The organism is Streptomyces corchorusii, from assembly GCF_001514055.1.
GTDB classification, from domain to species: Bacteria; Actinomycetota; Actinomycetes; order Streptomycetales; family Streptomycetaceae; genus Streptomyces; species Streptomyces olivaceoviridis.
In genome coordinates, this window is record NZ_KQ948357.1 from 548,548 (window position 1) to 568,931 (window position 20,384).

19 protein-coding genes and 1 pseudogene are annotated in these 20,384 nt (G+C 71.9%); 12 read left to right on the forward strand and 8 right to left on the reverse strand.

Features of this window, described 5'->3' with window-relative positions:
• Positions 1-28: 28 nt before the first annotated feature.
• The gene (locus tag AQJ11_RS20985; protein WP_059264012.1) at positions 29-1,423 is read right to left on the reverse strand and encodes a TldD/PmbA family protein; all 1,395 of its coding nucleotides are present in this window, start codon (positions 1,421-1,423) and stop codon (positions 29-31) included.
• Positions 1,420-2,943: a TldD/PmbA family protein gene (locus AQJ11_RS20990; RefSeq protein ID WP_014671875.1), complete on the reverse strand. Its 1,524-nt coding sequence runs from the start codon at positions 2,941-2,943 to the stop codon at positions 1,420-1,422. The genes AQJ11_RS20985 and AQJ11_RS20990 overlap by 4 nt, the downstream gene beginning before the upstream one ends.
• 239 nt (positions 2,944-3,182) lie before the next feature.
• Here AQJ11_RS20990 and fabG point away from each other — a divergent pair, with 239 nt between their 5' ends.
• The 3 genes from fabG (at position 3,183) to AQJ11_RS21005 (ending at position 5,210) form a co-directional block, all read left to right on the forward strand.
• Positions 3,183-3,902: a 3-oxoacyl-[acyl-carrier-protein] reductase gene (gene fabG, locus AQJ11_RS20995; RefSeq protein ID WP_014671874.1), complete on the forward strand. Its 720-nt coding sequence runs from the start codon at positions 3,183-3,185 to the stop codon at positions 3,900-3,902.
• A 5-nt stretch (positions 3,903-3,907) separates the two neighbouring features.
• Positions 3,908-4,675 (forward strand): enoyl-ACP reductase FabI, encoded by a 768-nt coding sequence (fabI, locus tag AQJ11_RS21000; RefSeq protein ID WP_014671873.1) that lies wholly within the window; start codon positions 3,908-3,910, stop codon positions 4,673-4,675.
• A gap of 184 nt (positions 4,676-4,859) precedes the next feature.
• Positions 4,860-5,210, forward strand: a complete 351-nt coding sequence (locus tag AQJ11_RS21005) for a hypothetical protein (RefSeq protein WP_014671872.1) — start codon at positions 4,860-4,862, stop codon at positions 5,208-5,210.
• On the opposite strand, the gene AQJ11_RS21010 is transcribed toward AQJ11_RS21005, so the two are convergent.
• Positions 5,188-5,880 (reverse strand): FadR/GntR family transcriptional regulator, encoded by a 693-nt coding sequence (locus tag AQJ11_RS21010; RefSeq protein WP_014671871.1) that lies wholly within the window; start codon positions 5,878-5,880, stop codon positions 5,188-5,190. The genes AQJ11_RS21005 and AQJ11_RS21010 overlap by 23 nt on opposite strands.
• Positions 5,881-6,012: 132 nt before the next feature.
• Between AQJ11_RS21010 and AQJ11_RS21015 the strand changes: the two genes are divergently transcribed.
• The 4 genes from AQJ11_RS21015 to AQJ11_RS21025 all read left to right on the forward strand — a co-directional run bounded on the left by AQJ11_RS21015 (position 6,013) and on the right by AQJ11_RS21025 (position 8,577).
• Complete coding sequence (locus AQJ11_RS21015) at positions 6,013-7,281, forward strand: CynX/NimT family MFS transporter (RefSeq protein ID WP_059264013.1); 1,269 nt, start codon at positions 6,013-6,015, stop codon at positions 7,279-7,281.
• Between the two features lie 55 nt (positions 7,282-7,336).
• On the forward strand, positions 7,337-7,456 hold the full coding sequence (locus AQJ11_RS52135; RefSeq protein WP_014671869.1) for an SGM_5486 family transporter-associated protein: 120 nt from the start codon (positions 7,337-7,339) through the stop codon (positions 7,454-7,456).
• A gap of 317 nt (positions 7,457-7,773) precedes the next feature.
• Positions 7,774-7,980, forward strand: coding sequence for a hypothetical protein (locus AQJ11_RS21020; protein ID WP_059264014.1), 207 nt, complete (start codon positions 7,774-7,776; stop codon positions 7,978-7,980).
• Positions 7,981-8,058: 78 nt separating this feature from the next.
• The gene (locus tag AQJ11_RS21025; RefSeq protein WP_014671867.1) at positions 8,059-8,577 is read left to right on the forward strand and encodes a SixA phosphatase family protein; all 519 of its coding nucleotides are present in this window, start codon (positions 8,059-8,061) and stop codon (positions 8,575-8,577) included.
• A 133-nt stretch (positions 8,578-8,710) separates the two neighbouring features.
• Here the strand turns inward: AQJ11_RS21025 and serB are convergent, their stop codons facing one another.
• On the reverse strand, positions 8,711-9,937 hold the full coding sequence (gene serB / locus AQJ11_RS21030; RefSeq protein ID WP_014671866.1) for a phosphoserine phosphatase SerB: 1,227 nt from the start codon (positions 9,935-9,937) through the stop codon (positions 8,711-8,713).
• A 715-nt stretch (positions 9,938-10,652) separates the two neighbouring features.
• Between serB and AQJ11_RS21035 the strand changes: the two genes are divergently transcribed.
• Positions 10,653-13,235 carry an ABC transporter ATP-binding protein/permease gene (locus AQJ11_RS21035; protein WP_425265012.1) on the forward strand — a complete coding sequence of 861 codons (2,583 nt, stop codon included), beginning with the start codon at positions 10,653-10,655 and terminating at the stop codon, positions 13,233-13,235.
• 105 nt (positions 13,236-13,340) lie between these two features.
• Here the strand turns inward: AQJ11_RS21035 and AQJ11_RS21040 are convergent, their stop codons facing one another.
• The 4 genes and pseudogenes from AQJ11_RS21040 to AQJ11_RS21055 all read right to left on the reverse strand — a co-directional run bounded on the left by AQJ11_RS21040 (position 13,341) and on the right by AQJ11_RS21055 (position 17,363).
• Positions 13,341-14,066 (reverse strand): transglycosylase SLT domain-containing protein, encoded by a 726-nt coding sequence (locus AQJ11_RS21040; RefSeq protein WP_059264016.1) that lies wholly within the window; start codon positions 14,064-14,066, stop codon positions 13,341-13,343.
• 301 nt (positions 14,067-14,367) lie between these two features.
• A complete protein-coding gene (locus AQJ11_RS21045) occupies positions 14,368-15,519 on the reverse strand; it encodes an S-adenosylmethionine:tRNA ribosyltransferase-isomerase (protein WP_059264017.1) in 1,152 nt (383 codons plus the stop codon).
• Positions 15,516-16,211 carry an SDR family NAD(P)-dependent oxidoreductase gene (locus AQJ11_RS21050; protein ID WP_059264018.1) on the reverse strand — a complete coding sequence of 232 codons (696 nt, stop codon included), beginning with the start codon at positions 16,209-16,211 and terminating at the stop codon, positions 15,516-15,518. Before AQJ11_RS21050 ends, AQJ11_RS21045 begins: the two co-directional genes overlap by 4 nt.
• Before the next feature lie 262 nt (positions 16,212-16,473).
• Positions 16,474-17,363 (reverse strand): annotated as a pseudogene (locus AQJ11_RS21055) (IS982 family transposase).
• Between the two features lie 130 nt (positions 17,364-17,493).
• Here AQJ11_RS21055 and AQJ11_RS21060 point away from each other — a divergent pair.
• The 4 genes from AQJ11_RS21060 to AQJ11_RS21075 all read left to right on the forward strand — a co-directional run bounded on the left by AQJ11_RS21060 (position 17,494) and on the right by AQJ11_RS21075 (position 20,110).
• Positions 17,494-18,639 carry a GAF domain-containing sensor histidine kinase gene (locus tag AQJ11_RS21060; RefSeq protein WP_041665083.1) on the forward strand — a complete coding sequence of 382 codons (1,146 nt, stop codon included), beginning with the start codon at positions 17,494-17,496 and terminating at the stop codon, positions 18,637-18,639.
• Entirely contained in the window at positions 18,632-19,273 is a 642-nt protein-coding gene (locus tag AQJ11_RS21065) for a response regulator (protein ID WP_014671860.1), read from the forward strand. The genes AQJ11_RS21060 and AQJ11_RS21065 overlap by 8 nt, the downstream gene beginning before the upstream one ends.
• 169 nt (positions 19,274-19,442) lie before the next feature.
• Complete coding sequence (locus tag AQJ11_RS21070; protein WP_059264042.1) at positions 19,443-19,688, forward strand: chaplin; 246 nt, start codon at positions 19,443-19,445, stop codon at positions 19,686-19,688.
• Positions 19,689-19,870: 182 nt separating this feature from the next.
• Positions 19,871-20,110 carry a chaplin gene (locus tag AQJ11_RS21075; protein WP_059264019.1) on the forward strand — a complete coding sequence of 80 codons (240 nt, stop codon included), beginning with the start codon at positions 19,871-19,873 and terminating at the stop codon, positions 20,108-20,110.
• Positions 20,111-20,384: the final 274 nt, after the last annotated feature.

The following is a 20,384-nucleotide window of genomic DNA, read 5'->3' on the forward strand; positions in this document are numbered from 1 at the left end:
TGACACCCGACCACGAACGCCTACGAGGTTATACGCCCTGACTGACAGAGCTCATGTTGAAATCGGGGACCCGCAGCGCTGGCATCGCGGCCCGTGTGAACCAGTCGCTCCACTCGCGTGGCAGCGTCTTCTCCGTCCGCCCGGCCTCCGTGGCCCGGCCGAGCAGGCTCACCGGCGACTCGTTGAACCGGAAGTTGTTCACCTGCCCGGTCACCTCCCCGTTCTCCACGAGGTAGACGCCGTCCCGGGTCAGGCCCGTCAGCAGCAGCGTCGCCGGGTCGACCTCCCGGATGTACCACAGGCAGGTCAGCAGCAGCCCGCGCTCGGTGTCCGCGACCATCTCCTCCAGGGAACGGTCGTCACCGCCGTCCAGGATCAGGTTGCCGAGCACCGGGGCGACCGGCAGCCCGGTCAGGCCCGCGCTGTGCCGGGTGGTGGTCAGGTGCTTCAGCACGCCCTCGGAGATCCAGTCGGTGGCGTGGGTCGGCAGCCCGTTGTCGAACACCGACTGGTCGCCGCCGGAGGAGTGCGCGACCACGAAGGGCGGGCACTGAAGCCCCGGCTCGTTCGGGTCGCTGCGCAGGGTCAGCGGCAGCTCGCTCAGCTTCTCACCGACCCGCGTGCCCCCACCCGGCTTGGAGAACACCGTCCGGCCCTCGGCCGCGTCCCGGCCCGACGCCGACCAGAGCTGGTAGATCAGCAGGTCCGCCACGGCGGTCGGCGGCAGCAGCGTCTCGTAGCGGCCCGCGGGCAGCTCCACGCGCCGCTCCGCCCAGCCGAGCCGTACGGCCAGCTCGGCGTCCATGGCGCCCGGGTCGACGTCCTTGAAGTCCCGCGTGGACCGGCCGGCCCACGCCGAGCGCGCACGGTCCGGGGACTTGGCGTTCAGCTCCAGCGTGCCGGAGGGCTGGTCGTGCCTGAGGCGCAGCCCGGTGGACGTCCCGACGTACGTCGAGACCATCTCGTGGTTGGCGAACCCGTACAGTTCCCTGCCGCCGGCACGCGCGCGTGCGAAGGCCTCGCCGAGCGCCGGCGCGAAGTCGGCGAACACGGCGGAGGAGGTCTCGGCGGGCGCGTCCGTGAAGTCCGGGGACTCCGGCACCCCGCCGACCAGCGGCTGCGCGTCCTCGGCGGGCCCGGCACCGCGCGCGGCGGCCTCCGCGGCCCGCACCAGCGGCTCCAGCTCCCCGGCGGTGACCGCGGACCGGGACACCACACCGGAGGCGGTGCCCTGCGCGCCGTCCACGGTCGCGATCACGGTGAGCGTACGGCCCCGCGTCACCCCGTTGGTGGTGAGCGCGTTGCCCGCCCAGCGCAGGTTGGCGGTGGAGTGCTCGTCGGCGATGACGACACAGCCGTCGGCCCGGGACAGCGCCAGCGCCTGCTCGACGACCTCGTGCGGCTTGTGGGTACGGGCGCTCATCGACCGGCCTCCTGCGTGGTGTTCAGAATGTTGACGCCCTTGAACAGGGCGGACGGGCACCCGTGGGACACGGCCGCCACCTGGCCCGGCTGGGCCTTGCCGCAGTTGAAGGCACCGCCGAGGACATAGGTCTGCGGCCCGCCGACGGCGGCCATGGAGCCCCAGAACTCCGTGGTCGTGGCCTGGTAGGCGACGTCCTTGAGCTGCCCGGTGATCCGCCCGTTCTCGATCTTGAAGAAGCGCTGGCCGGTGAACTGGAAGTTGTAGCGCTGCATGTCGATCGACCAGGACCGGTCGCCGACGACGTAGATGCCCCGGTCGACACCGCCGATCAGGTCCTCGGTGGACAGCCCGGCCGGGTCCGGCTGGAGGGACACGTTGGCCATGCGCTGCACCGGCACGTGCGCCGGCGAGTCGGCGAACGCGCACCCGTTGGACCGCTCGAACCCGGTCAGCCGCGCGATCCGCCGGTCGAGCTGGTAGCCGACCAGTGTGCCGTCCTTCACCAGGTCCCAGGACTGCGCCGCCACGCCCTCGTCGTCGTAGCCGATGGTCGCGAGGCCGTGCTCGGCGGTGCGGTCGCCGGTGACGTTCATCAGCTCGGAGCCGTACTTCAGCTTGCCCAGCTGGTCGAAGGTGGCGAAGGAGGTGCCGGCGTAGGCGGCCTCGTAGCCGAGGGCGCGGTCCAGCTCGGTGGCGTGCCCGATGGACTCGTGGATGGTCAGCCACAGGTTGGAGGGGTCGATCACCAGGTCGTACGGGCCCGGCTCCACGCTCGGCGCCCGCATCTTCTCGGCGAGCAGCTCCGGGATCCGCTCCAGTTCGCCGTCCCAGTCCCAGCCGGTGCCGGTCAGATACTCCCAGCCGCGACCCACCGGCGGCGCGATGGTGCGCATGGAGTCGAACTCCCCGCTCGACTCGTCCACCGACACGGCCGTCAGCTGCGGATTGAGCCGCACCCGCTGCTGGGTGGTCACGGTGCCGGCGGTGTCGGCGTAGAACTTGTTCTCGTGCACGGTGAGCAGCGAGGCGTCCACATGGTCGACGCCCGGCGCGGCCAGCAGCCGCGCGCTCCACTCCGCGAGCAGCGCGGACTTCTCCTCGTCCGGCACCGAGAACGGGTCGATCTCGTACGACGAGACCCACGTCCGGTCGGCGTGCACCGGCTCGTCGGCCAGCTCGACCCTCTCGTCGGACCCGGCGGCCTTGATCACCTGCGCGGACAGCTTGGCCATGGCCACCGCCTGCGAGGCGACCCGGGCGGCGGCGTCCATGGTCAGATCCACCCCGGAGGCGAAGCCCCACGTGCCGCCGTGCACCACCCGGACCGCGTACCCCAGGTCGGTGGTGTCCGACGATCCGGAGGGCCGCGCGTCCCGCAGCCGCCAGGACGCGCTGCGCACCCGCTCGAACCGGAAGTCCGCGTGCTCGGCCCCCAGCGCACGCGCGCGTGCGAGCGCGGCGTCGGCGAGGGCCCGTAGGGGAAGCGCCGTGAAGGCTTCGTCGATGGAATGAGGCACGGAGGTCTCCCTGCTGTCGTGGCCTGTCGGTTCCGATCATGTCGCGGGACCGGCCCGGCGGACCACACCTTTCGGTTCCGGAACGACGCGTTCTGTAGAGACCCGACAGTGACACCCCCGCGCCACTGTCGGTGCCCGCTCGCCCCTGCGCGTGCCGTTACCGATAGGTTTTCGCTGAAGCCGCCTGTCATCCGAGTGTTCGGGCGGATGTGTGCAACCGCTATCGAAAGGGTGATCCGTTGAGCCGCTCGGTTCTCGTCACCGGAGGCAACCGGGGCATCGGCCTCGCCATCGCCCGCGTATTCGCCGACGCCGGCGACAAGGTCGCGATCACGTACCGCTCGGGTGAGCCGCCGGCCGCCTTGACGGAGTTGGGCTGCCTGGCCGTCAAGTGCGACATCACCGACCCCGAGCAGGTGGAGCAGGCCTACAAGGAGATCGAGGAGCAGCACGGTCCGGTCGAGGTCCTGATCGCCAACGCGGGCATCACCAAGGACCAGCTCCTCATGCGCATGTCCGAGGAGGACTTCACCTCGGTCATCGACACCAACCTCACGGGCACCTTCCGTGTCGTCAAGCGTGCCAACCGCGGCATGCTGCGCGCCAAGAAGGGCCGCGTCGTCCTGATCTCGTCCGTGGTCGGCCTGCTCGGCTCGGCGGGCCAGGCGAACTACGCCGCATCCAAGGCCGCCCTGGTCGGCTTCGCGCGTTCCCTCGCCCGGGAGCTGGGCTCGCGCAACATCACCTTCAACGTCGTTGCGCCCGGTTTCGTCGACACCGACATGACCAAGGTGCTCACCGACGAGCAGCGCCAGAACATCGTCTCTCAGGTGCCGCTCGGCCGTTACGCGCAGCCCGAGGAGATCGCCGCGACGGTGCGGTTCCTCGCCTCGGACGACGCCTCGTACATCACTGGAGCCGTCATCCCGGTTGACGGCGGACTGGGAATGGGTCACTGATCACCATGAGCGGAATCCTCGACGGCAAGCGCATCCTCATCACGGGCGTGCTGACGGAGTCCTCCATCGCCTTCCACACTGCCAAGCTGGCCCAGGAGCAGGGCGCCGAGATCATCCTGACCGCGTTCCCGCGGCCCACCCTGACCGAGCGCATCGCCAAGAAGCTGCCGAAGCCCACCAAGGTCATCGAGCTGGACGTCACCAACGACGAGCACCTCGCCCGCCTGGCCGACGTGGTCGGCGAGGAGCTGGGCGGCCTCGACGGCGTCGTCCACTCCATCGGTTTCGCCCCGCAGGACGCCCTCGGCGGCAACTTCCTGAACACGCCGTTCGAGTCGGTCGCCACCGCCATGCACGTCTCGGCGTACTCCCTGAAGGCGCTCACGATGGCCTGCCTGCCGCTGATGCAGAACGGCGGCTCGGTCGTCGGCCTCACCTTCGACGCGCAGTTCGCCTGGCCGCAGTACGACTGGATGGGCCCGGCCAAGGCCGCCCTGGAGGCGACCAGCCGCTACATCGCCCGCGACCTGGGCAAGCAGAACATCCGCTGCAACCTCATCTCGGCGGGCCCGCTCGGCTCCATGGCCGCCAAGTCCATCCCGGGCTTCGGCGAGCTGGCCTCCGTGTGGGACACCCGCTCCCCGCTGGAGTGGGACCTGAAGGACCCGGAGCCGGCCGGCCGCGGCGTCGTCGCCCTGCTGAGCGACTGGTTCCCGAAGACCACCGGCGAGATCATCCACGTCGACGGCGGTCTGCACGCCATCGGCGCCTGATCGCCGCGGGACCGCACCGACGCCCCGTTCCCCGCCACCGGCGGGGGGCGGGGCGTCGCCCGTTCGGCGGGGGGAGCCGCCACCCATTCGGCTCACCGGCCGGGCCGCCGCCGCGCGGACGGCGCACCCTGGATTACGCCTTCCCTCGCTCGTCCCCGCGCCGCCCGGCCGAGGAGGTCCCCTGGTGCGCCTGTCCCGCAGCCTGGCCCCGGTGACCGTGGCCCTCGCCCTCGTCCTGTCCCTGCCGTACGACGCGCTGCCGCACGCGCGCGTGAGCGACGGCAAGCCGCCCGCACCGAACCGGTTCGGCGCCTCGTGCCGCACGGCCGTCCGGGGTTCCCACGTGGTGACGTACTGCCACAACCCCTATGTCGACACCGACCGTGTGCGGCTGCACATCGAGTGCGACCGCTGGTGGGACATCGACACCGACAGCGCCCCGGTGGACGCCGGGGCCGCGATGACCGTACGGCTGAGCGGCCGGTGCTGGAAGGAGGTCCGCTCGGTGTGGATCAGTCACCAGAAGGTGCGGTGAACCGCCCCGGGTTGCACAGGAACGGATAGCTCGCGGCCTCCGTCGCCGCCGCCTCCGCGTCGCCCGCGCGGATCGCGTCCACCAGGCGCGTGTGGTCCATGTACGCCTCCGGGGTCAGCCCCGCCCCGACGTCCGCGCGCAGCCAGTCCCGCATCACCTCGCCCAGGTCGGCGTACATCGCGGTCATCACGTCGTTGTGGGACGCGGCCACCACGGCCAGATGGAAGGTGGCGTCGGCGGTCACGAAGGCCTCCGTGTCGCCGCTCTCCCAGATCTCCTCGCGCCGGGCCAGCAGCGCGTCGAGCTGCTTGAGGTCTTTCTCGGTGCGCCGCTCGGCGGCCAGCTTCGCCGCGGCCGACTCCAGCGTGGACCGCAGCTCGGCGATGTGCCGCGGGTCGGCGCCGGCGAAACGGCGGTGCATCACCCCGGCCAGCTCGCTTGTGGCCACCACGTACGTCCCCGAGCCCTGGCGGATGTCCAGCAGACCGTTGTGGGCGAGCGCGCGGACGGCCTCACGGACCGTGTTGCGGGCGACACCGAGCTGCTCGACCAGTTCCGGCTCCGTCGGGATGCGCGACCCGACCGGCCACTCGCCGGACGTGATCTGGTGGCGCAGCGCGGCGATGACCTGCTCGGAGAGCGCCGAACGGCGCGGGTGGCTCAAAGGCATGGCACACCTTCGCACGAGGGGCCGGGGCGCGCGGGCCACGGGTAGTGCGGGGTTGGACAACCAATCATCCCATGATTCTATGATGACCTCATGGCTAGTGAGGAAACCCGGACAGGGGAGACCCGTACCGCGATGTCACCGACCGAACGCGGTACGGCCGCGACGCGCATCCAGGAGACGACGCCCGGCGCGGGCGGCACGCGCGCGTGGACGGCCCGGCTGGTCGTCCTCGGCATCGTGCTCTCCGCGCTCAACCTCCGCCCGGCCATCACCAGCCTCGGCGCCCTCCTGGAGGAGGTCCGCGACGGGCTCGGCATGAGCGGCGGCGTGGCCGGACTGCTCACCTCCGTGCCCCCGCTGTGCTTCGCCGTCTTCGGTGTCACCGCGCCCCGCCTGGCCCGCCGCTTCGGACCGGCCGCCGTGGTGTGCGCCGGCATGGCCGCCATCACCGCCGGGCTGCTCATACGGCCGTTCGTCGGCAACACCGCCGGATTCCTGGCCGCCAGCGCGCTCGCCCTCATGGGTATCGCCGTCAGCAACGTCCTGATGCCGGTCATCGTCAAGCGCTGGTTCCCCGACCGGGTCGGCTCCATGACCGGCCTGTACTCGATGGCCCTCGCCCTCGGCACCTCCGCCGCCGCCGCGGTGACCGTCCCGCTGACCGACGCCCTGGGCGGCGGCTGGCAGTCCGGCCTCGCCGTGTGGGCGGCCCTCGCCGCCGCCGCCGTCCTGCCCTGGCTGCCGCTCGTCCGCGACCGAAGCACCGCCGCCGAGCGGCGGGAGCCCGCGCGCGGGGCGGAGCGGCAGCAGGCTCCCCTGCGGATCACCCGCAGCCGCACCGCCTGGGCGCTCGCCGTCTTCTTCGGTCTCCAGGCCACCGCCGCCTACATCACCATGGGCTGGATGCCGCAGATCTTCCGGGACGCCGGTGTGTCCGCGGGCACCGCGGGCGTGCTGCTCGCCGTCACCATGGTGATGGGTGTGCCGCTGGCCTTCGTCATCCCGAGGGTCGCCACCCGGCTGCCCCACCAGGGCCCGATCGTGCTGGTCCTGGGCGCCTGCGGCCTCGCCGGGTACGCCGGGCTGTACCTCGCCCCGGCCGCCGGCGCCTGGGCCTGGGCCCTGCTGCTCGGGGTCTCCAACTGCGCCTTCCCGCTCGCGCTGACGATGGTCGGCATGCGGGCCCACAGCGGTCCGGGCGTGGCCCAGCTGTCCGCGTTCGCCCAGAGCACCGGCTATCTGATCTCCATCCCCGGCCCCCTGCTGGTCGGCGTGCTCTACCAGCAGAGCGGCGGCTGGGGACTGCCCCTCGCCCTCATGGCGGCCCTCATGGTGCCGCAGATGGTGGTGGGCTTCCTGGCGGGCCGCGACCGGACGGTGGAGGACGAGGCGGCGCGCTGACCCGACCGGGTGCCCCCGGCGCCGTGAAGCGGGGGCGAGGTGCGAGACTGGGCGCATGCAGCCTGTGCTCGACCCGAACCCGAAGAACGGCCAGAAGAAGATGCTGCTCGTCTTCGGCGCGTTCCTCGCCATCTTCGTGATCATCGCCGTCGTGGCGACCCTCGCGTCCCCGTGACGGCGGCACCTGAGGCGCTGGCGGCTTCACCTGAGACGTTGCTGGCTTGACCTGAGGCGTTTCCGGCTTGACCTGGGGTGTTTCGCCCGGTTCGCCCGCTTTTCCCTGCTCCCCGGGCTCTCCGGTCTCTCCCGGTCTTCCGGGGCTGCCGGGGCTGCCGGACGGATGGTGGGGCTGACCCCACCATCCCCTAGGGGGCAAGGGTCAGGGTCAACTGGGTGGAACTCCGGATGGGTTGGCGGCCCCGGCTTCCGTACCTTCGAGAGGTGACCGCACCGGGCGGTCACGGACCAGCTTGAGGACTCTCGGAGGCGACCATGGCGGCCCGCACCCACTCCCGGCCCCACTCGGCGACCACCGGCGGCGTCGACATCAGGCTGCCCTGGTGGGCGCTCGCCCTGCCCGCCCTCGCGTTCCTCGTGCTGCTCGCGCTGATACTGAACCCGTCGGATGCCCACGCGGCGACCGGCGACCCGGCGATCACGCGGCTCCTGGAGCGCGCCCAGCAGCTCCTCGCGCGCTGAGGACAAGCCCCCTCACGCGGTGAATCCGCATGTCAACTCCCTGAGCCGGGCCGCCTGTTTCATGCGAAGCTGGGACCCATGAGCGTCGCAGAACCCCGCAGGATCGTCCTCTTCCGGCACGCGAAGGCCGACTGGCCCCAGGTCCCCGACCACGAGCGCCCGCTCGCCGAGCGGGGCCGTACGGACGCCGCCGTCGCCGGACGCAAGCTGGCCGACACCGGCATCACCATCGACCTGGCCCTGTGCTCCACGGCGACCCGCACCCGCGAGACGTGGAAGCTCGCGGTGCACGAGCTGTCGCACCGGCCGAAGACCGTCTACGAGGAGCGGGTCTACGAGGCCTCGCCCGGCGAGCTGATCGCCGTGCTCAACGAGGTCCCGGACGAGGTGCGGAACGTGATCCTGATCGGCCACAACCCCGGCGTGCACGGTCTGGCCGACATCCTGGCCGGCGCGGCCGACGACGACGCCCGTGAGCGGATGGACCGGCGTGGCTTCCCCGCAGCCGCCTTCGCCCTGCTGTCCTTCGACGGCCCCTGGAAGGGCGTCGAGCCCGGTGTGGCCACACTCGTGGACTACTGGGCGCCCTCCGAGTGACCCGGCGCCGGCGCGGCGCTCCGGACGGCGAAGGGCCCGGCACCGCACAGGGTGCCGGGCCCTCCCGCTGGCCCGGGCACGGGCGCCCTCCCGGCGGGCGGGCGCGGGCGGGCCCCCGCTCAGTCCTCGCCGCTCAGTCCTCGTCGTCGTGCATGTCGGCGGCCTCGACCTCTTCCCGGGTGATGCCGAGGAGGTAGAGGACCGTGTCGAGGAAGGGGAAGTTCACCGCCGTGTGCGCCGCCTCCCGGACCACCGGCTTGGCGTTGAAGGCCACGCCCAGGCCCGCCGCGTTCAGCATGTCCAGGTCGTTCGCGCCGTCACCGATCGCCACCGTCTGCGACAGCGGCACCCCGGCCTCCGCCGCGAAGCGGCGCAGCAGCCGCGCCTTGCCCGCCCGGTCCACGATCTCGCCGGTGACCCGGCCGGTCAGCTTCCCGTCGACGATCTCCAGCGTGTTGGCCTGCGCGAAGTCCAGCCCCAGCCGCTCCCTCAGGTCGTCGGTCACCTGGGTGAACCCACCGGAGACGACTCCCACCTGGTAGCCGAGCCGCTTCAGGGTGCGGATCAGCGTGCGCGCGCCCGGCGTCAGCCGGACCTCCTCGCGCACCTTCTCCACCACCGACGCGTCCAGCCCCTTCAGCAGCGCCACGCGCGCGTGCAGCGACTGCTCGAAGTCCAGCTCCCCGCGCATCGCCGCCGCCGTCACCTCGGCGACCTGGTCCTCACAGCCGGCGTGCGCGGCGAACAGCTCGATGACCTCGTCCTGGATCAGGGTCGAGTCCACATCCATGACCACCAGCCGCTGGGCGCGCCGGTGCAGACCCGCCGAGACCACCGCGATGTCGACACCCAGTGCCGCCGCGTCGGAGGCCAGGGCGGTGCGCAGCGGTTCGGTCTCCACGCCGGACACCGCGAACTCCACCGCCGTCACCGGATACTTGGCCAGCCGGAAGATACGGTCGATGTTGCCGCCGGCCTTCGCGATCCGGTCGGCGATCGCGGCGGTCGACTCGGCGGTGAGCGGGTGGCCGAGGACGGTCACCAGGGAGCGCCCGAGGCCGCGCGGCCGGTTGTCGCCGTGCCCGGAAATGATCTCCGCCTGCATCTTCATCGACTCGGCCCAGCTGTGCACGGTGGCCCGCAGGTCGCCCTCCAGGCCGGCCGGCGGCTGGGTCACCAGCACGCACAGCACCAGGCGGCCCCGGGTGACGACCTGCTCGATGTCGACCACGTCGACGAGGTAGGCGCCGAGGGTGTCGAAGAGGCCGGCCGTGATGCCCGGCCGGTCCTTGCCGAAGATCTTGACGAGGAGGGTGGGGACCTCGGGGGTCTGCGAAGCGGAGGTCTGCGAAGCGCTCATGGTGTCACCACCGTATCCGGCACCCAGTGCCTCTCGCCGCCGAGGTCCGCCTGACGGACACGGAACAATGGGTGTCGACCCGGTGTCGAGGATCTTGCCACCGGAAGACGGCACCCCTGCCGCGCGAGCGATACCGCCCGGCTCCATCACGAGGGTCCCACGCCTCGGGCTGAACGGCAGACGGAGACGACGGCGGGCGCGGCCACCGGAGCGGCGTCCGGGGACGGCGCGCCGGTGGTCCGGGCCGCCTCTCGGGGTGGTGTGAAGCCGTCGGCAGCCCCCGCCACGGCTTGCGGGGCCGAGGAAGCCGACGGCGCTGTCTACGACCCGGCCACCGTGCACCCGTCGGTGCAGCCGAGCGCGGCGGGCAGCCCCTGCCACCAGAACGCGCGTCCCTGCCGGCTCTCCGGCCGGCAGCGTCAGCGGTACCGCCACCACCGGACATCACAAACCGATCCACTGACCACCGCGCCCGTACGAGAAGTTCGGCCGACGCCGTGACAACTCCCTTCACACGCAAGCACGTAGAACCGACGCAGGGGGACGCAGTAAAGAACGAACCACCCGCCCCCAGCGCTCCAACCCCCCTCGAACCCCTTGCCAAGGCCCGAGTTTCGGTCCTGGGGCCGAGCCTGAAATAGTTCCCCACGATGTTCGACATCCCTAGACTCCCTGCGACGGGGGTAACTCGGGGGACAACTCAGTGGGGCATGGAGTGCCGGAACTCGTACTCGAAACAAATGGACATACCTGGATGCTCGATCCATCCAGGGCATACAGCCTCGGACGTGATCCGCAGGGGGACATCGTCTTCGACGACGCCAGGGTCTCCTGGCGGCACGCCACGGTCAGCTTCAACGGCCGCAGCTGGGTCATCGAGGACCACGGCAGCACCAACGGCACGTACGCGCAGGGCCAGCGGATCCAGCACATGGAGATCGGCCCCGGCTCGTCGCTGCACCTCGGCAACGCGACCGACGGACCGCGGCTGAACCTGTCGGCGTCCACGGCACCGGTCGGCGGCCCGGCCCAGCAGCCGCAGGCAGCGGCGCCGTACGCGGCCCAGGGCGCCGGCGCCCCCGGCTGGCAGCAGGCGCCCGCGCACCAGCAGCCCGCCCCGCAGCAGGCCGTACCCCACCAGGCGCCCGCGCAGCACCCCGCCCCCCAGGCCGGCTGGCAGCAGCCGCCCGCGTTCCCGCACCAGCAGGCCGGCCCCGCCGAGCAGTACGCGCAGAAGACGCCCGGTGGTGGCGAGGGGGCGCCGCCGGTCCACGGCGACCGCAGCCCGACCACGTTCCACCAGTTCGCGCTCGACCGCGTGATGCGCATCGGCCGTGCCCTGGAGAACGACCTGGTCGTCTCCGACCTCCAGGTCTCCCGGAACCACGCCGAGTTCCACGCCACGCCCGACGGCCGCTTCGAGATCCGCGACCTCGGTTCGCACAACGGCACCTTCGTCAACGGCCAGCCGATCCCGAAGGGCAGCGCGCAGCTGCTCGGCCCGACCGACATCGTCGGCGTCGGCCACTCCACCTTCCGGATCGTCGGCGACCGCCTCGAAGAGTTCGTCGACACCGGTGAGGTCTCCTTCTCGGCCCGCCATCTGACCGTCACGGTCGACGGCGGCAAGCAGATCCTCAAGGACGTCTCCTTCGGCGTACCCGAGAAGTCGCTGATCGCGGTGATCGGCCCCTCCGGTTCCGGCAAGTCGACCCTGCTCAAGGCGCTCACCGGCTACCGGCCCGCCAACCAGGGCGAGGTGCTGTACGACAACCGGAACCTGTACAAGCAGTTCGCCGAGCTCCGTCAGCGCATCGGTCTGGTCCCGCAGGACGACATCCTGCACAAGGAGCTGACCGTCAAGAAGGCCCTGAAGTACGCGGCCAAGCTGCGCTTCCCCGCCGACACCACGGCCCAGGAGCGCGACGCCCGCATCGACGAGGTGCTGCGCGAGCTGAAGCTCGACATCCACAAGGACAAGAAGGTCACCTCGCTCTCCGGCGGCCAGCGCAAGCGCGTGTCGGTGGCCCTTGAGCTGCTGACCAAGCCGTCGCTGATCTTCCTGGACGAGCCGACCTCCGGCCTCGACCCGGGCATGGACCGCGACGTCATGCAGCTGCTGCGCGGCCTCGCCGACGACGGCCGTACCGTGCTCGTCGTCACCCACTCGGTGGCCGAGCTGGCGCTGTGCGACAAGCTGCTGGTGATGGCGCCGGGCGGCGCGGTCGCCTACTTCGGCCCGCCGGGGGAGGCGCTGAACTTCTTCGGCTACGACAGCTGGGCCGACGTCTTCTCCGCCTTCGAGAACTACCGCGACTACGACTGGGCGGGCCGCTGGAAGGGATCGCAGCACTACCAGATGTACGCCGCGGACGTCGACTCGGTCGCCCCGCAGGCGGTCCAGACGCAGCCGATGCAGGCGATCAGGCCGCCCAAGCCGCAGAGCTGGCTCTCCCAGTTCGTCACCCTGGTGCGGCGCTATGTGTCGGTCATCGCCTCCGACCGCGGCTTCCTGGCCCTGATGGTGCTCCTGCCGGCCGTCATCGGCTCGGTCAGCCTGCTGATCCACCCGGACCACGGTCTGCTGCCCAACGGCCCCAACGCGCGGACCGGCCAGATCGCGCCCAACGGCACCGCCACCACCGTGCTGCTGATCCTGGCCGTCGGCGCCTGCTTCGCCGGAGCCGCCAACTCCGTCCGCGAGCTGATCAAGGAACGAGTGATCTACGAGCGGGAGCGCGCCACCGGCCTGTCCCGGTCGGCGTACCTGATGTCGAAGGTGTTCGTGCTCGGCGTGATCACCGGGTTCCAGGGGCTGCTGGTCGGCGTCATCGGCTTCGGCCGGCGCGAGATCCCGGACCGGGGCCTCATCCTCGGGCACGCCACGCTGCTGGAGCTGTCCCTGCCGATCATGGGGCTCGGCTTCGCCGCGATGATGTTCGGCCTGATCATCTCCTCGCTGGTGAAGACGGCCGAGAAGACCATGCCGCTGCTGGTGATGTTCGCGATCATCCAGGTCGTCTTCACCGGCTGCCTGTTCGCCCTGCACGGCACCGTCGGTGTGAACGAGTTCTCGTACCTGATGCCGTCCCGCTGGGCGGTCGCCGCGGCCGGCGCCACGCTGGACTTCAACCGGATCAGCCCGCCGGAGACCGCCGGCGACAACGACCCGCTGTGGAACCACACGGTCGGCGCGTGGAGCATGGACATGATCGCGCTGATCGCGCTCGGTGCGCTCTGCGGCTTCTTCGTGGCCCGCTTCCTGCGCCGCCACGAGCCGGAGGTCATGCGCAAGTAGCCGCGCGCCCCCGCGGCACCCGCTCGTACGACGCCGAAGGGCGGCACCCCCTGTGCGGGGGTGCCGCCCTTCGGCCGTACGTCGTCGAGGTCCCGCGCCAGGGCCTCAGTACGCGCTGTTGACGTTGTCGATCGAGCCGTACCGGTGGGCCGCGTAGTTGGCGGCGGCGGTGATGTTGGCGACCGGGTCGTAGATGTTCCAGGAGGTGCCGGGGACGTGGTACGCCTGGAAGGTGGGCGGGATCACCTGGAGCAGGCCCTTGGACGGGATGCCGTTGACGGCGTTGATGTCCCAGTTGTTGATGGCGCTGGGGTTGCCGGAGGACTCCCGCATGATGTTGCGGTGCAGGCCGTTGTAGCTGCCCGGGATGCCCTTGGCCTTCATGATGTCCAGGGACTGGCGGATCCAGCCGTCCAGGTTGTTGGCGTACGTCTTCGCGGCGACCGGCTCCATCTGCAGGCGCTGGGTGGAGCGGCCGGCGGCGGCCGTGACGGCGCGCTCCTGTGCGGCCTTCTTGACGGCGGCGTCGACGGCGGCCTTCTTCGCGACGGCGGCGTCGGCGGCCTTCTTCTGCGCCGCGAGGGTGTCGAGCTTGATGTTCTTGGCGGCGAGCTGGTCCGTGACCGTGCCCTTGACGTTCTTCAGGACGGTGCCGGTGGCGGCGACCTGCGCGGTCGCGGCGGGGGCGCCGGTGGTGACCGTGTCGGCGTTGCTCGGAGCGGCCGAGAAGGCGAGGGCGGCGGTGCCGAGTGCGGCGACACCGGCGACGGCGATATTGCGGTGCTTGGTCAGCTGAGGACTGTGAGCACGGTTGAGGATGTTCTTGGGCATGGCTGATGGACCTCTTCGATAGCGCGGAGGTCGCTCCTGCGTCCGCCGGGGGAATCGGCTCCTCCCACACGAACGCCGCGGGGCCGGATAGCCCGCGGCGCTGAGCGACGGAAGCAATTCTTAGCGGGCGCAAAATGCCCAGGCAAAGGTGTGACGTACGAAGCCCGATAGTGGATCAGGGAAGGGCAAAACGGGACAGACAGGACCGTCTGTCCCGTTCATGCGGGGGCGTTTATCTCCTATGTCCTTTCGTACGTGATGCACGCCCTATGCGCGGGCTCACATGGAGCGCCATGCCATCTCACTTCTTGTTGCCATCGCAATGCTCTGGGTGAGGGTTCTCCACCGGAAGGATGAGATGGACGTCGCCGAACTCGTGCCACAGGTAGAGCGCCCGCAGCGCCTCCTCGTAGGCACGGTCGACCGCCGCCCGCCCGGCGACCGCCTCCAGCATCAGCAGGTGGGACGCCTCCGGCTCGTGCAGCCCGGTCAGCAACCCGTCCACCGCCCGTACCCCGCGCTCGGGGGTCACCACCAGATCCGTCCACCCTTCGGCCGCCCGCACCACACCGTCCGGCCCCGCGGCCGACTCCACGGCCCGCACCGCCGTCGTCCCCACCGCGATCACCCGGCCGCCCTCCGCCCGAGGAGGCGCATGGAGCCCTTCCCGACGCGTCCGGACCTGGTTGATCAGCCGCGCCGACGCCTCCGGCACCGAGAACCGCTCCGGATACGGCGGCTCGTGCGCTTCCGCCGACGAGACCCCTGTGTGCAGCGTCACCGGCGCGAACCACACCCCCCGGCTCACCAGCTCCGCCACCAGCCGCGCGGTGAAGGGCCGGGCCGCGCTCGGCATCTCGGCACTGCCCGCCCCGTCCGGCGACGGCAGCGCGAACACCGTCTGGTACGCGGACAGCGGCTGGTCCCGCTCCGTGTAGGAGTAGCGAATGGGCCGCCCGTGTCCGCCGAGCACCTCCCGTACGTCCGCCCCGGCGACCCGCGCCCACCACAGCCGCTCACCCCGCGCGCTCAGCGGCTCCTCCAGCAGCAGCCGCCCCCCGCCCGGCAGCGACACCTCTGTCCCCGCGGGCGAGCCCGCACGCGCGCGCGTAGTACCGCGCCCGTCCGGTTCCCGCAGCTCGACCGCCCACCGCCCGTCGTCCCCGCGCGTGGAGAAATGCACCACCACGCGCGCGTGCCCGATCCGGCCGTCGACCGCCGCGGCCAGCGTCGGGGAGGTGTTCACCACCAGCAGATCCCCGGCCCGCAGCAGCCCCGGCAACTCGCTGAACGCGTGGTGCGCCACCTCCGTCCCGCGCGACACCATCAGCCGTACGGCGTCCCGCCCCAGCCCCGGCCCCCGCTGCTCGGCGGGCACGCGCGCGGACAGCTCCGCGGGGACCTCCCCCCGCTTCCGGGGCCCGAGCGGGCAGACTCCCGTGGACACGGTCACCGCGCCTCCAGCAGGGCCGGCGCCGCGTACCGCCCGCTGGCCGGCCGCTCGTCCAGCAGCCGCAGGAACGCCGGTACGACATCGGCGGGCGCCGGACGCGGAGCGTCGTCGTCCGGTACGGCCGCCGCGTACAGGTCCGTCGCCATGTCCCCGGGATCCACCGCCCACACCCGCAGTCCCGGCTCCTCCACCCCGAGCACCGCGGCGAGCTGGTCCAGGGCCGCTTTGGAGGCGCCATAGCCGCCCCACGTCCCGTACGCCTCCGCCGCCGCGTCCGAGGAGACCGCGATCACCGTGCCCGCCGGCGACGCGTGCAGCAGCGGCAGTGCCTCCTGGACCAGCCCGAGCGCCGCCACCACGTTCACCTCCAGCGCCCGCCGCAGCCCCTCCGGCGGCAGCTCCGCCAGCCGGACCAGCGGCTTGGCGCCCAGCGCGCTCGCGTTGCTCACCAGCAGGTCGGCCCCGCCCAACCGCCACGCGGCGGCCACCAGCTCCGCCCGGTGCCCGCCGTCCGTGACGTCCCCGGGCAGCGCCACCACCCGCGTACCGTGCCCCGCGACCGCCTCCGCGGCCTCCTTGAGGGCGTCGGCGCCCCGGGCGTCGAGCACCAGATCCCAGCCGCGTGCGCCCAGCGCCTCGGCGAGCGCCCGCCCCAGGCCCTTCGAGGCCCCCGTGATGATCGCTACCGGCATGACTACCGTCCCCTCGTCGCTCACCGCCCCCTCGGGCGGTGACCTCAACCTAGGAACGGCACCCCTCGGACCGCCTCGGACGCGGGCCGCAAGGCACCGGGGCCCTTCGGCGTACGCCCGACGTCGCAGGCCCTCCGGCGTACGCCCGGCGCCCCGGTACCGGCGGCCTACGCCCGGCGTCCCAGGACCCGCGGCCCACACCCCGCCCCCGGAACCGGCGGCCTACGCCACCAGGCCTAGATGAGTAAGTCCGAAGGCTTGGTCAGTGGTCGTAGGCGGTCAGTGAGCGGGTGATGGCTTGGCCCGTGTTGCGGTTGTGCCAGATGGCGGCCGTCATCGCCAGGATCCTTTGTCCGACACGGGCGAGGACCCCGGCCGGGGTCCTGGCTCCGTGGCGTTCGAGGTCGAGTTGGCCCTTGAGGGTGTCGTTGACCGACTCGATGAGCTGACGGATGGGCTTGAGCAGGTGCTCGCCGGGCCGGGCGGTGAGGGTGCGGTAGGTCGGCCGCAGCAGGGTCAGGCCTCGGCCATGAACGCGTCGAGGTGCTTGGACACGTAGCCCTTGTCGCCGACGATCGTCTGCCCCGGGTGTGTGGCCAGCAGGTCCTGGTCACCCGTGAGCATGTCGGCCAGGACCTCGCGTTCGTCGGTCTTGGGGTGGGCCAGGGCCCAGGTGATCGGCAGGCCGCCGGGGGTGCAGATCAGGTGCAGGCGCAGGCCCCAGAAGAACCGGGAGTGGGAGGGGCAGTAGCCGTAGCCGGCCCAGCCGGCCAGGTCGGAGCGCTTGACGGTGGGCCGTGAGCGGGTGCACTCCACGGGGGTGGAGTCCACGGTCCAGACGTCGTCGTGCCACAGGTCGGTGTCACGGGCGAGGGTGCGGATGAACTTGCTGATCAGCGTGTTCGCGGCCCGCAGGCGTTTGTTGTAGCCGGACTGTCCGGGCAGGTAGGGGAACTCGGCGGACAGATGGGCGCGGGCGAAGCGCAGCCAGCGGGCCTCGGAGACGAAGCCGAGCAGGGCCTGCATCACCGCCAGCGTCAACAGTTCGGCATCCGTCAGCCTGGGCGGGCGTCCCCATCGCCGCGTTCCCGCCAGAGAGTCATCGATCTTCACGTACAGTGCTGTCGCGAGGGTTTCGAGGTCTGTCGTCACAAACGGATCAACGAGACCCTCGCTTCATGCACCCGGCCCCTTCGGACTTACTCATCTAGGCCCAGCGGACCGGGTCCCGCCGTCACCGGTCCGATCCGCGCTGTCGGACCCCGCCGGTACCGTGAGGAACATGAGTCAAGGCCCCCGGTCCGGCCTCGCCGCGGTGAGTTCCGCGCTGCTGGCCATGAGCAGGCACCTGGAGATGCGCGACGTCCTCAAGACGATCGTCGCCTCCGCGCGCGAGCTGCTCGACGCGCAGTACGCCGCGCTCGGCGTCCCCGACGACCACGGCGGTTTCGCCCAGTTCGTCGTGGACGGCGTCAGCGACGCGCAGTGGCGTGCCATCGGCCCGCTCCCGCGCCAGCACGGCATCCTCGCCGCGATGCTGCACGAGGCGAAGGCCGAGCGCCTCGCCGACGTGCGCAAGGACCCCCGCTTCGAGGGCTGGCCGTCCGCCCACCCCGACCTCGTCGACTTCCTGGGCCTGCCCATCCGCGACGGCGACGAGGTCATCGGCGCCCTGTTCCTCGCGAACAAGAACTGCCCCAAACCCCAGGGGAGTTGCGGCTTCACCCAGGAGGACGAGGAACTGCTCTCCATCCTCGCCCAGCACGCCGCCATCGCCCTCACCAATGCCCGCCTCTACGAGCGCAGCCGCGAACTGACCATCGCCGAGGAACGCTCCCGCCTCGCCCACGAACTGCACGACGCGGTCAGCCAGAAGCTGTTCTCCCTGCGCCTGACCGCCCAGGCGGCAGCCGCCCTGGTCGACCGCGACCCCGCCCGCGCCAAGGGCGAACTGCACCAGGTGGCCTCCCTCGCCGCCGAGGCCGTCGACGAACTGCGCGCCGCCGTCGTGGAGTTGCGGCCCGCCGCACTGGACGAGGACGGCCTGATCGCCACCCTGCGCACCCAGACACGGGTCCTCGACCGCGCCCACACCGCGCGCGTGACCTTCACCAGCAACGGCTTCCGCGCCCTGCCCGCCGCCCAGGAGGAGGCCCTGCTCCGGGTCGCCCAGGAGGCCCTGCACAACGCCCTGCGCCACTCCGGCGCCGACCGGGTCGACGTGACCGTGGACCGGCGCGGCAACGGAGCCGTCCTGCGCGTCACGGACGACGGCGGCGGCTTCGACCCCACGGCGGTCCGCCGCGCCGGACGCCACCTCGGCCTCGTCTCGATGCGGGACCGGGCGAGCGGGGTCGGCGGCACGCTGACCGTGGAATCCGCGCCCGGCAAGGGCACCACGATCGAGATGGAGGTCCCCGGTGGGTGAACCGATCAAGGTCCTGCTGGTCGACGACCACCAGGTCGTCCGCCGGGGCCTGCGCACCTTCCTGGAGGTCCAGGACGACATCGAGGTCGTCGGCGAGGCCGCCGACGGCGCCGAGGGAGTCGCCCGCGCCGAGGAACTGCGGCCCGACGTCGTCCTCATGGACGTGAAGATGCCGGGCATGGACGGCATCGACGCCCTGCGCAGACTGCGCGAACTCGACAACCCCGCGCGCGTGCTCATCGTCACCAGCTTCACCGAGCAGCGCACGGTCGTCCCGGCCCTGCGCGCGGGCGCCGCCGGGTACGTCTACAAGGACGTCGATCCCGACGCCCTGGCCGGCGCCATCCGCTCCGTGCACGCCGGGCACATCCTGCTCCAGCCCGAGGTCGCCGGTGCCCTGCTCTCCCAGGACGAGGCCGGCACCGGGCAGGGCAGGGGCGGCTCGCTCACCGAGCGGGAGCGAGAGGTGCTCGGCCTGATCGCGGACGGCCGCTCCAACCGCGAGATAGCCCGCGCGCTCGTCCTGTCCGAGAAGACCGTCAAGACGCACGTCTCCAACATCCTGATGAAACTCGACCTCGCCGACCGCACCCAGGCCGCGCTGTGGGCCGTACGCCATGGCGTGACCGGCTGATACGCCCTGCCCCACGCCTGGCCCGCGGCAACACGGAGGGTTACGGTCCGGACCGAGATTCATACTGTCGTGGGAATGCCACCCGGATGGCGCACCCTCCGGTGATCTCCGCCGTTCTCCAGTGCGTGCCGCGGAGATCGCCGCGGTGAACGACCAGGAGGGGTTGACAGTGAAGAACCTGAAGAAGGCGGCGGCCGTGACGATGGTGGCCGGGGGTCTGGTGGCGGCCGGTGCCGGTCTGGCCTCGGCCCACGGCGGCGCCCACGCGGCCGGCGAGGCCGTCGGCTCCCCGGGCGTCGGCTCGGGCAACGTCGCCCAGGTCCCGGTGCACGTGCCGGTGAACGCGGTCGGCAACAGCGTGAACGTCATCGGCGTGCTGAACCCGGCCTTCGGCAACCTCGGCCTCAACGGCTGAGGCTCCGGCCGGCGACGACGTCAGGCCTCCCGGGCGCACCGGGGGGCCTGTCGGGTTGTCGTCCGACTGGCCCGAACGGGCGCCGGGACCGGCGTTCCCGTACCCCGCCGGGGGCTCCCGCGTTGATCAGCGCACGACCCACGGTCGGGTCGGAGCAGCACACGCAGGAGGAACCCGTCCCCATGAACATCGTCAAGAAGGCCGCGCTCGCCGTGACCGCCGCCGGCCTCGCCGCCGGCGCGTCCGCCGGTTCGGCGGTCGCCGACGCGGACGCCCACGCCGCCGCCGTACGGTCCCCGGGCGTCGCCTCCGGCCTCACTGCCCAGATCCCGGTCGACGTCCCGGTCCAGGTGGACGGCCTGACCGCCAACCTGGTCGGCGCCCTGAACCCGGCCTTCGGCAACACGAGCGTCACCCGGTAACGACGCCCCTGGGGCCGGCCCCTCAGCCTTCCGTACCGGCCCCGGGCACCCAGGTTCACGCGCCCGCACCGAGCGTCGGGCTCACGCACCAACGCGGGACCTCTCCCAGCCTCCGGCCGCCACGCTCCCGCGAGCGGCATAGGGCTCCGGGGGGGGGGCTCTTCCCAGCGGCGACCCCTCAGCCTTCCGCGAGCCCGGCTCCTCAGCTTCCGGAGCCCGCGCCGGACCGGCGGGCATCCACGTCGACCCCGGCCCCCGGGCACCCACGCCCGCC

Excerpts from the sequence above, each read along its gene's own strand:
- AQJ11_RS21015 (WP_059264013.1), top strand. The coding sequence starts at position 6,013 with ATGTCACCGACCGAACGCGGTACGGCCGCGACGCGCATCCAGGAGACG.
- AQJ11_RS21060 (WP_041665083.1), top strand. The coding sequence starts at position 17,494 with ATGAGTCAAGGCCCCCGGTCCGGCCTCGCCGCGGTGAGTTCCGCGCTG.
- AQJ11_RS21025 (WP_014671867.1), top strand. The coding sequence starts at position 8,059 with ATGAGCGTCGCAGAACCCCGCAGGATCGTCCTCTTCCGGCACGCGAAG.
- AQJ11_RS21075 (WP_059264019.1), top strand. The coding sequence starts at position 19,871 with ATGAACATCGTCAAGAAGGCCGCGCTCGCCGTGACCGCCGCCGGCCTC.
- AQJ11_RS21010 (WP_014671871.1), bottom strand. The coding sequence starts at position 5,880 with ATGCCTTTGAGCCACCCGCGCCGTTCGGCGCTCTCCGAGCAGGTCATC.
- AQJ11_RS21050 (WP_059264018.1), bottom strand. The coding sequence starts at position 16,211 with ATGCCGGTAGCGATCATCACGGGGGCCTCGAAGGGCCTGGGGCGGGCG.
- fabI (WP_014671873.1), top strand. The coding sequence starts at position 3,908 with ATGAGCGGAATCCTCGACGGCAAGCGCATCCTCATCACGGGCGTGCTG.
- serB (WP_014671866.1), bottom strand. The coding sequence starts at position 9,937 with ATGAGCGCTTCGCAGACCTCCGCTTCGCAGACCCCCGAGGTCCCCACC.
- AQJ11_RS52135 (WP_014671869.1), top strand. The coding sequence starts at position 7,337 with ATGCAGCCTGTGCTCGACCCGAACCCGAAGAACGGCCAGAAGAAGATG.
- AQJ11_RS21040 (WP_059264016.1), bottom strand. The coding sequence starts at position 14,066 with ATGCCCAAGAACATCCTCAACCGTGCTCACAGTCCTCAGCTGACCAAG.
- AQJ11_RS20985 (WP_059264012.1), bottom strand. The coding sequence starts at position 1,423 with ATGAGCGCCCGTACCCACAAGCCGCACGAGGTCGTCGAGCAGGCGCTG.
- AQJ11_RS21020 (WP_059264014.1), top strand. The coding sequence starts at position 7,774 with ATGGCGGCCCGCACCCACTCCCGGCCCCACTCGGCGACCACCGGCGGC.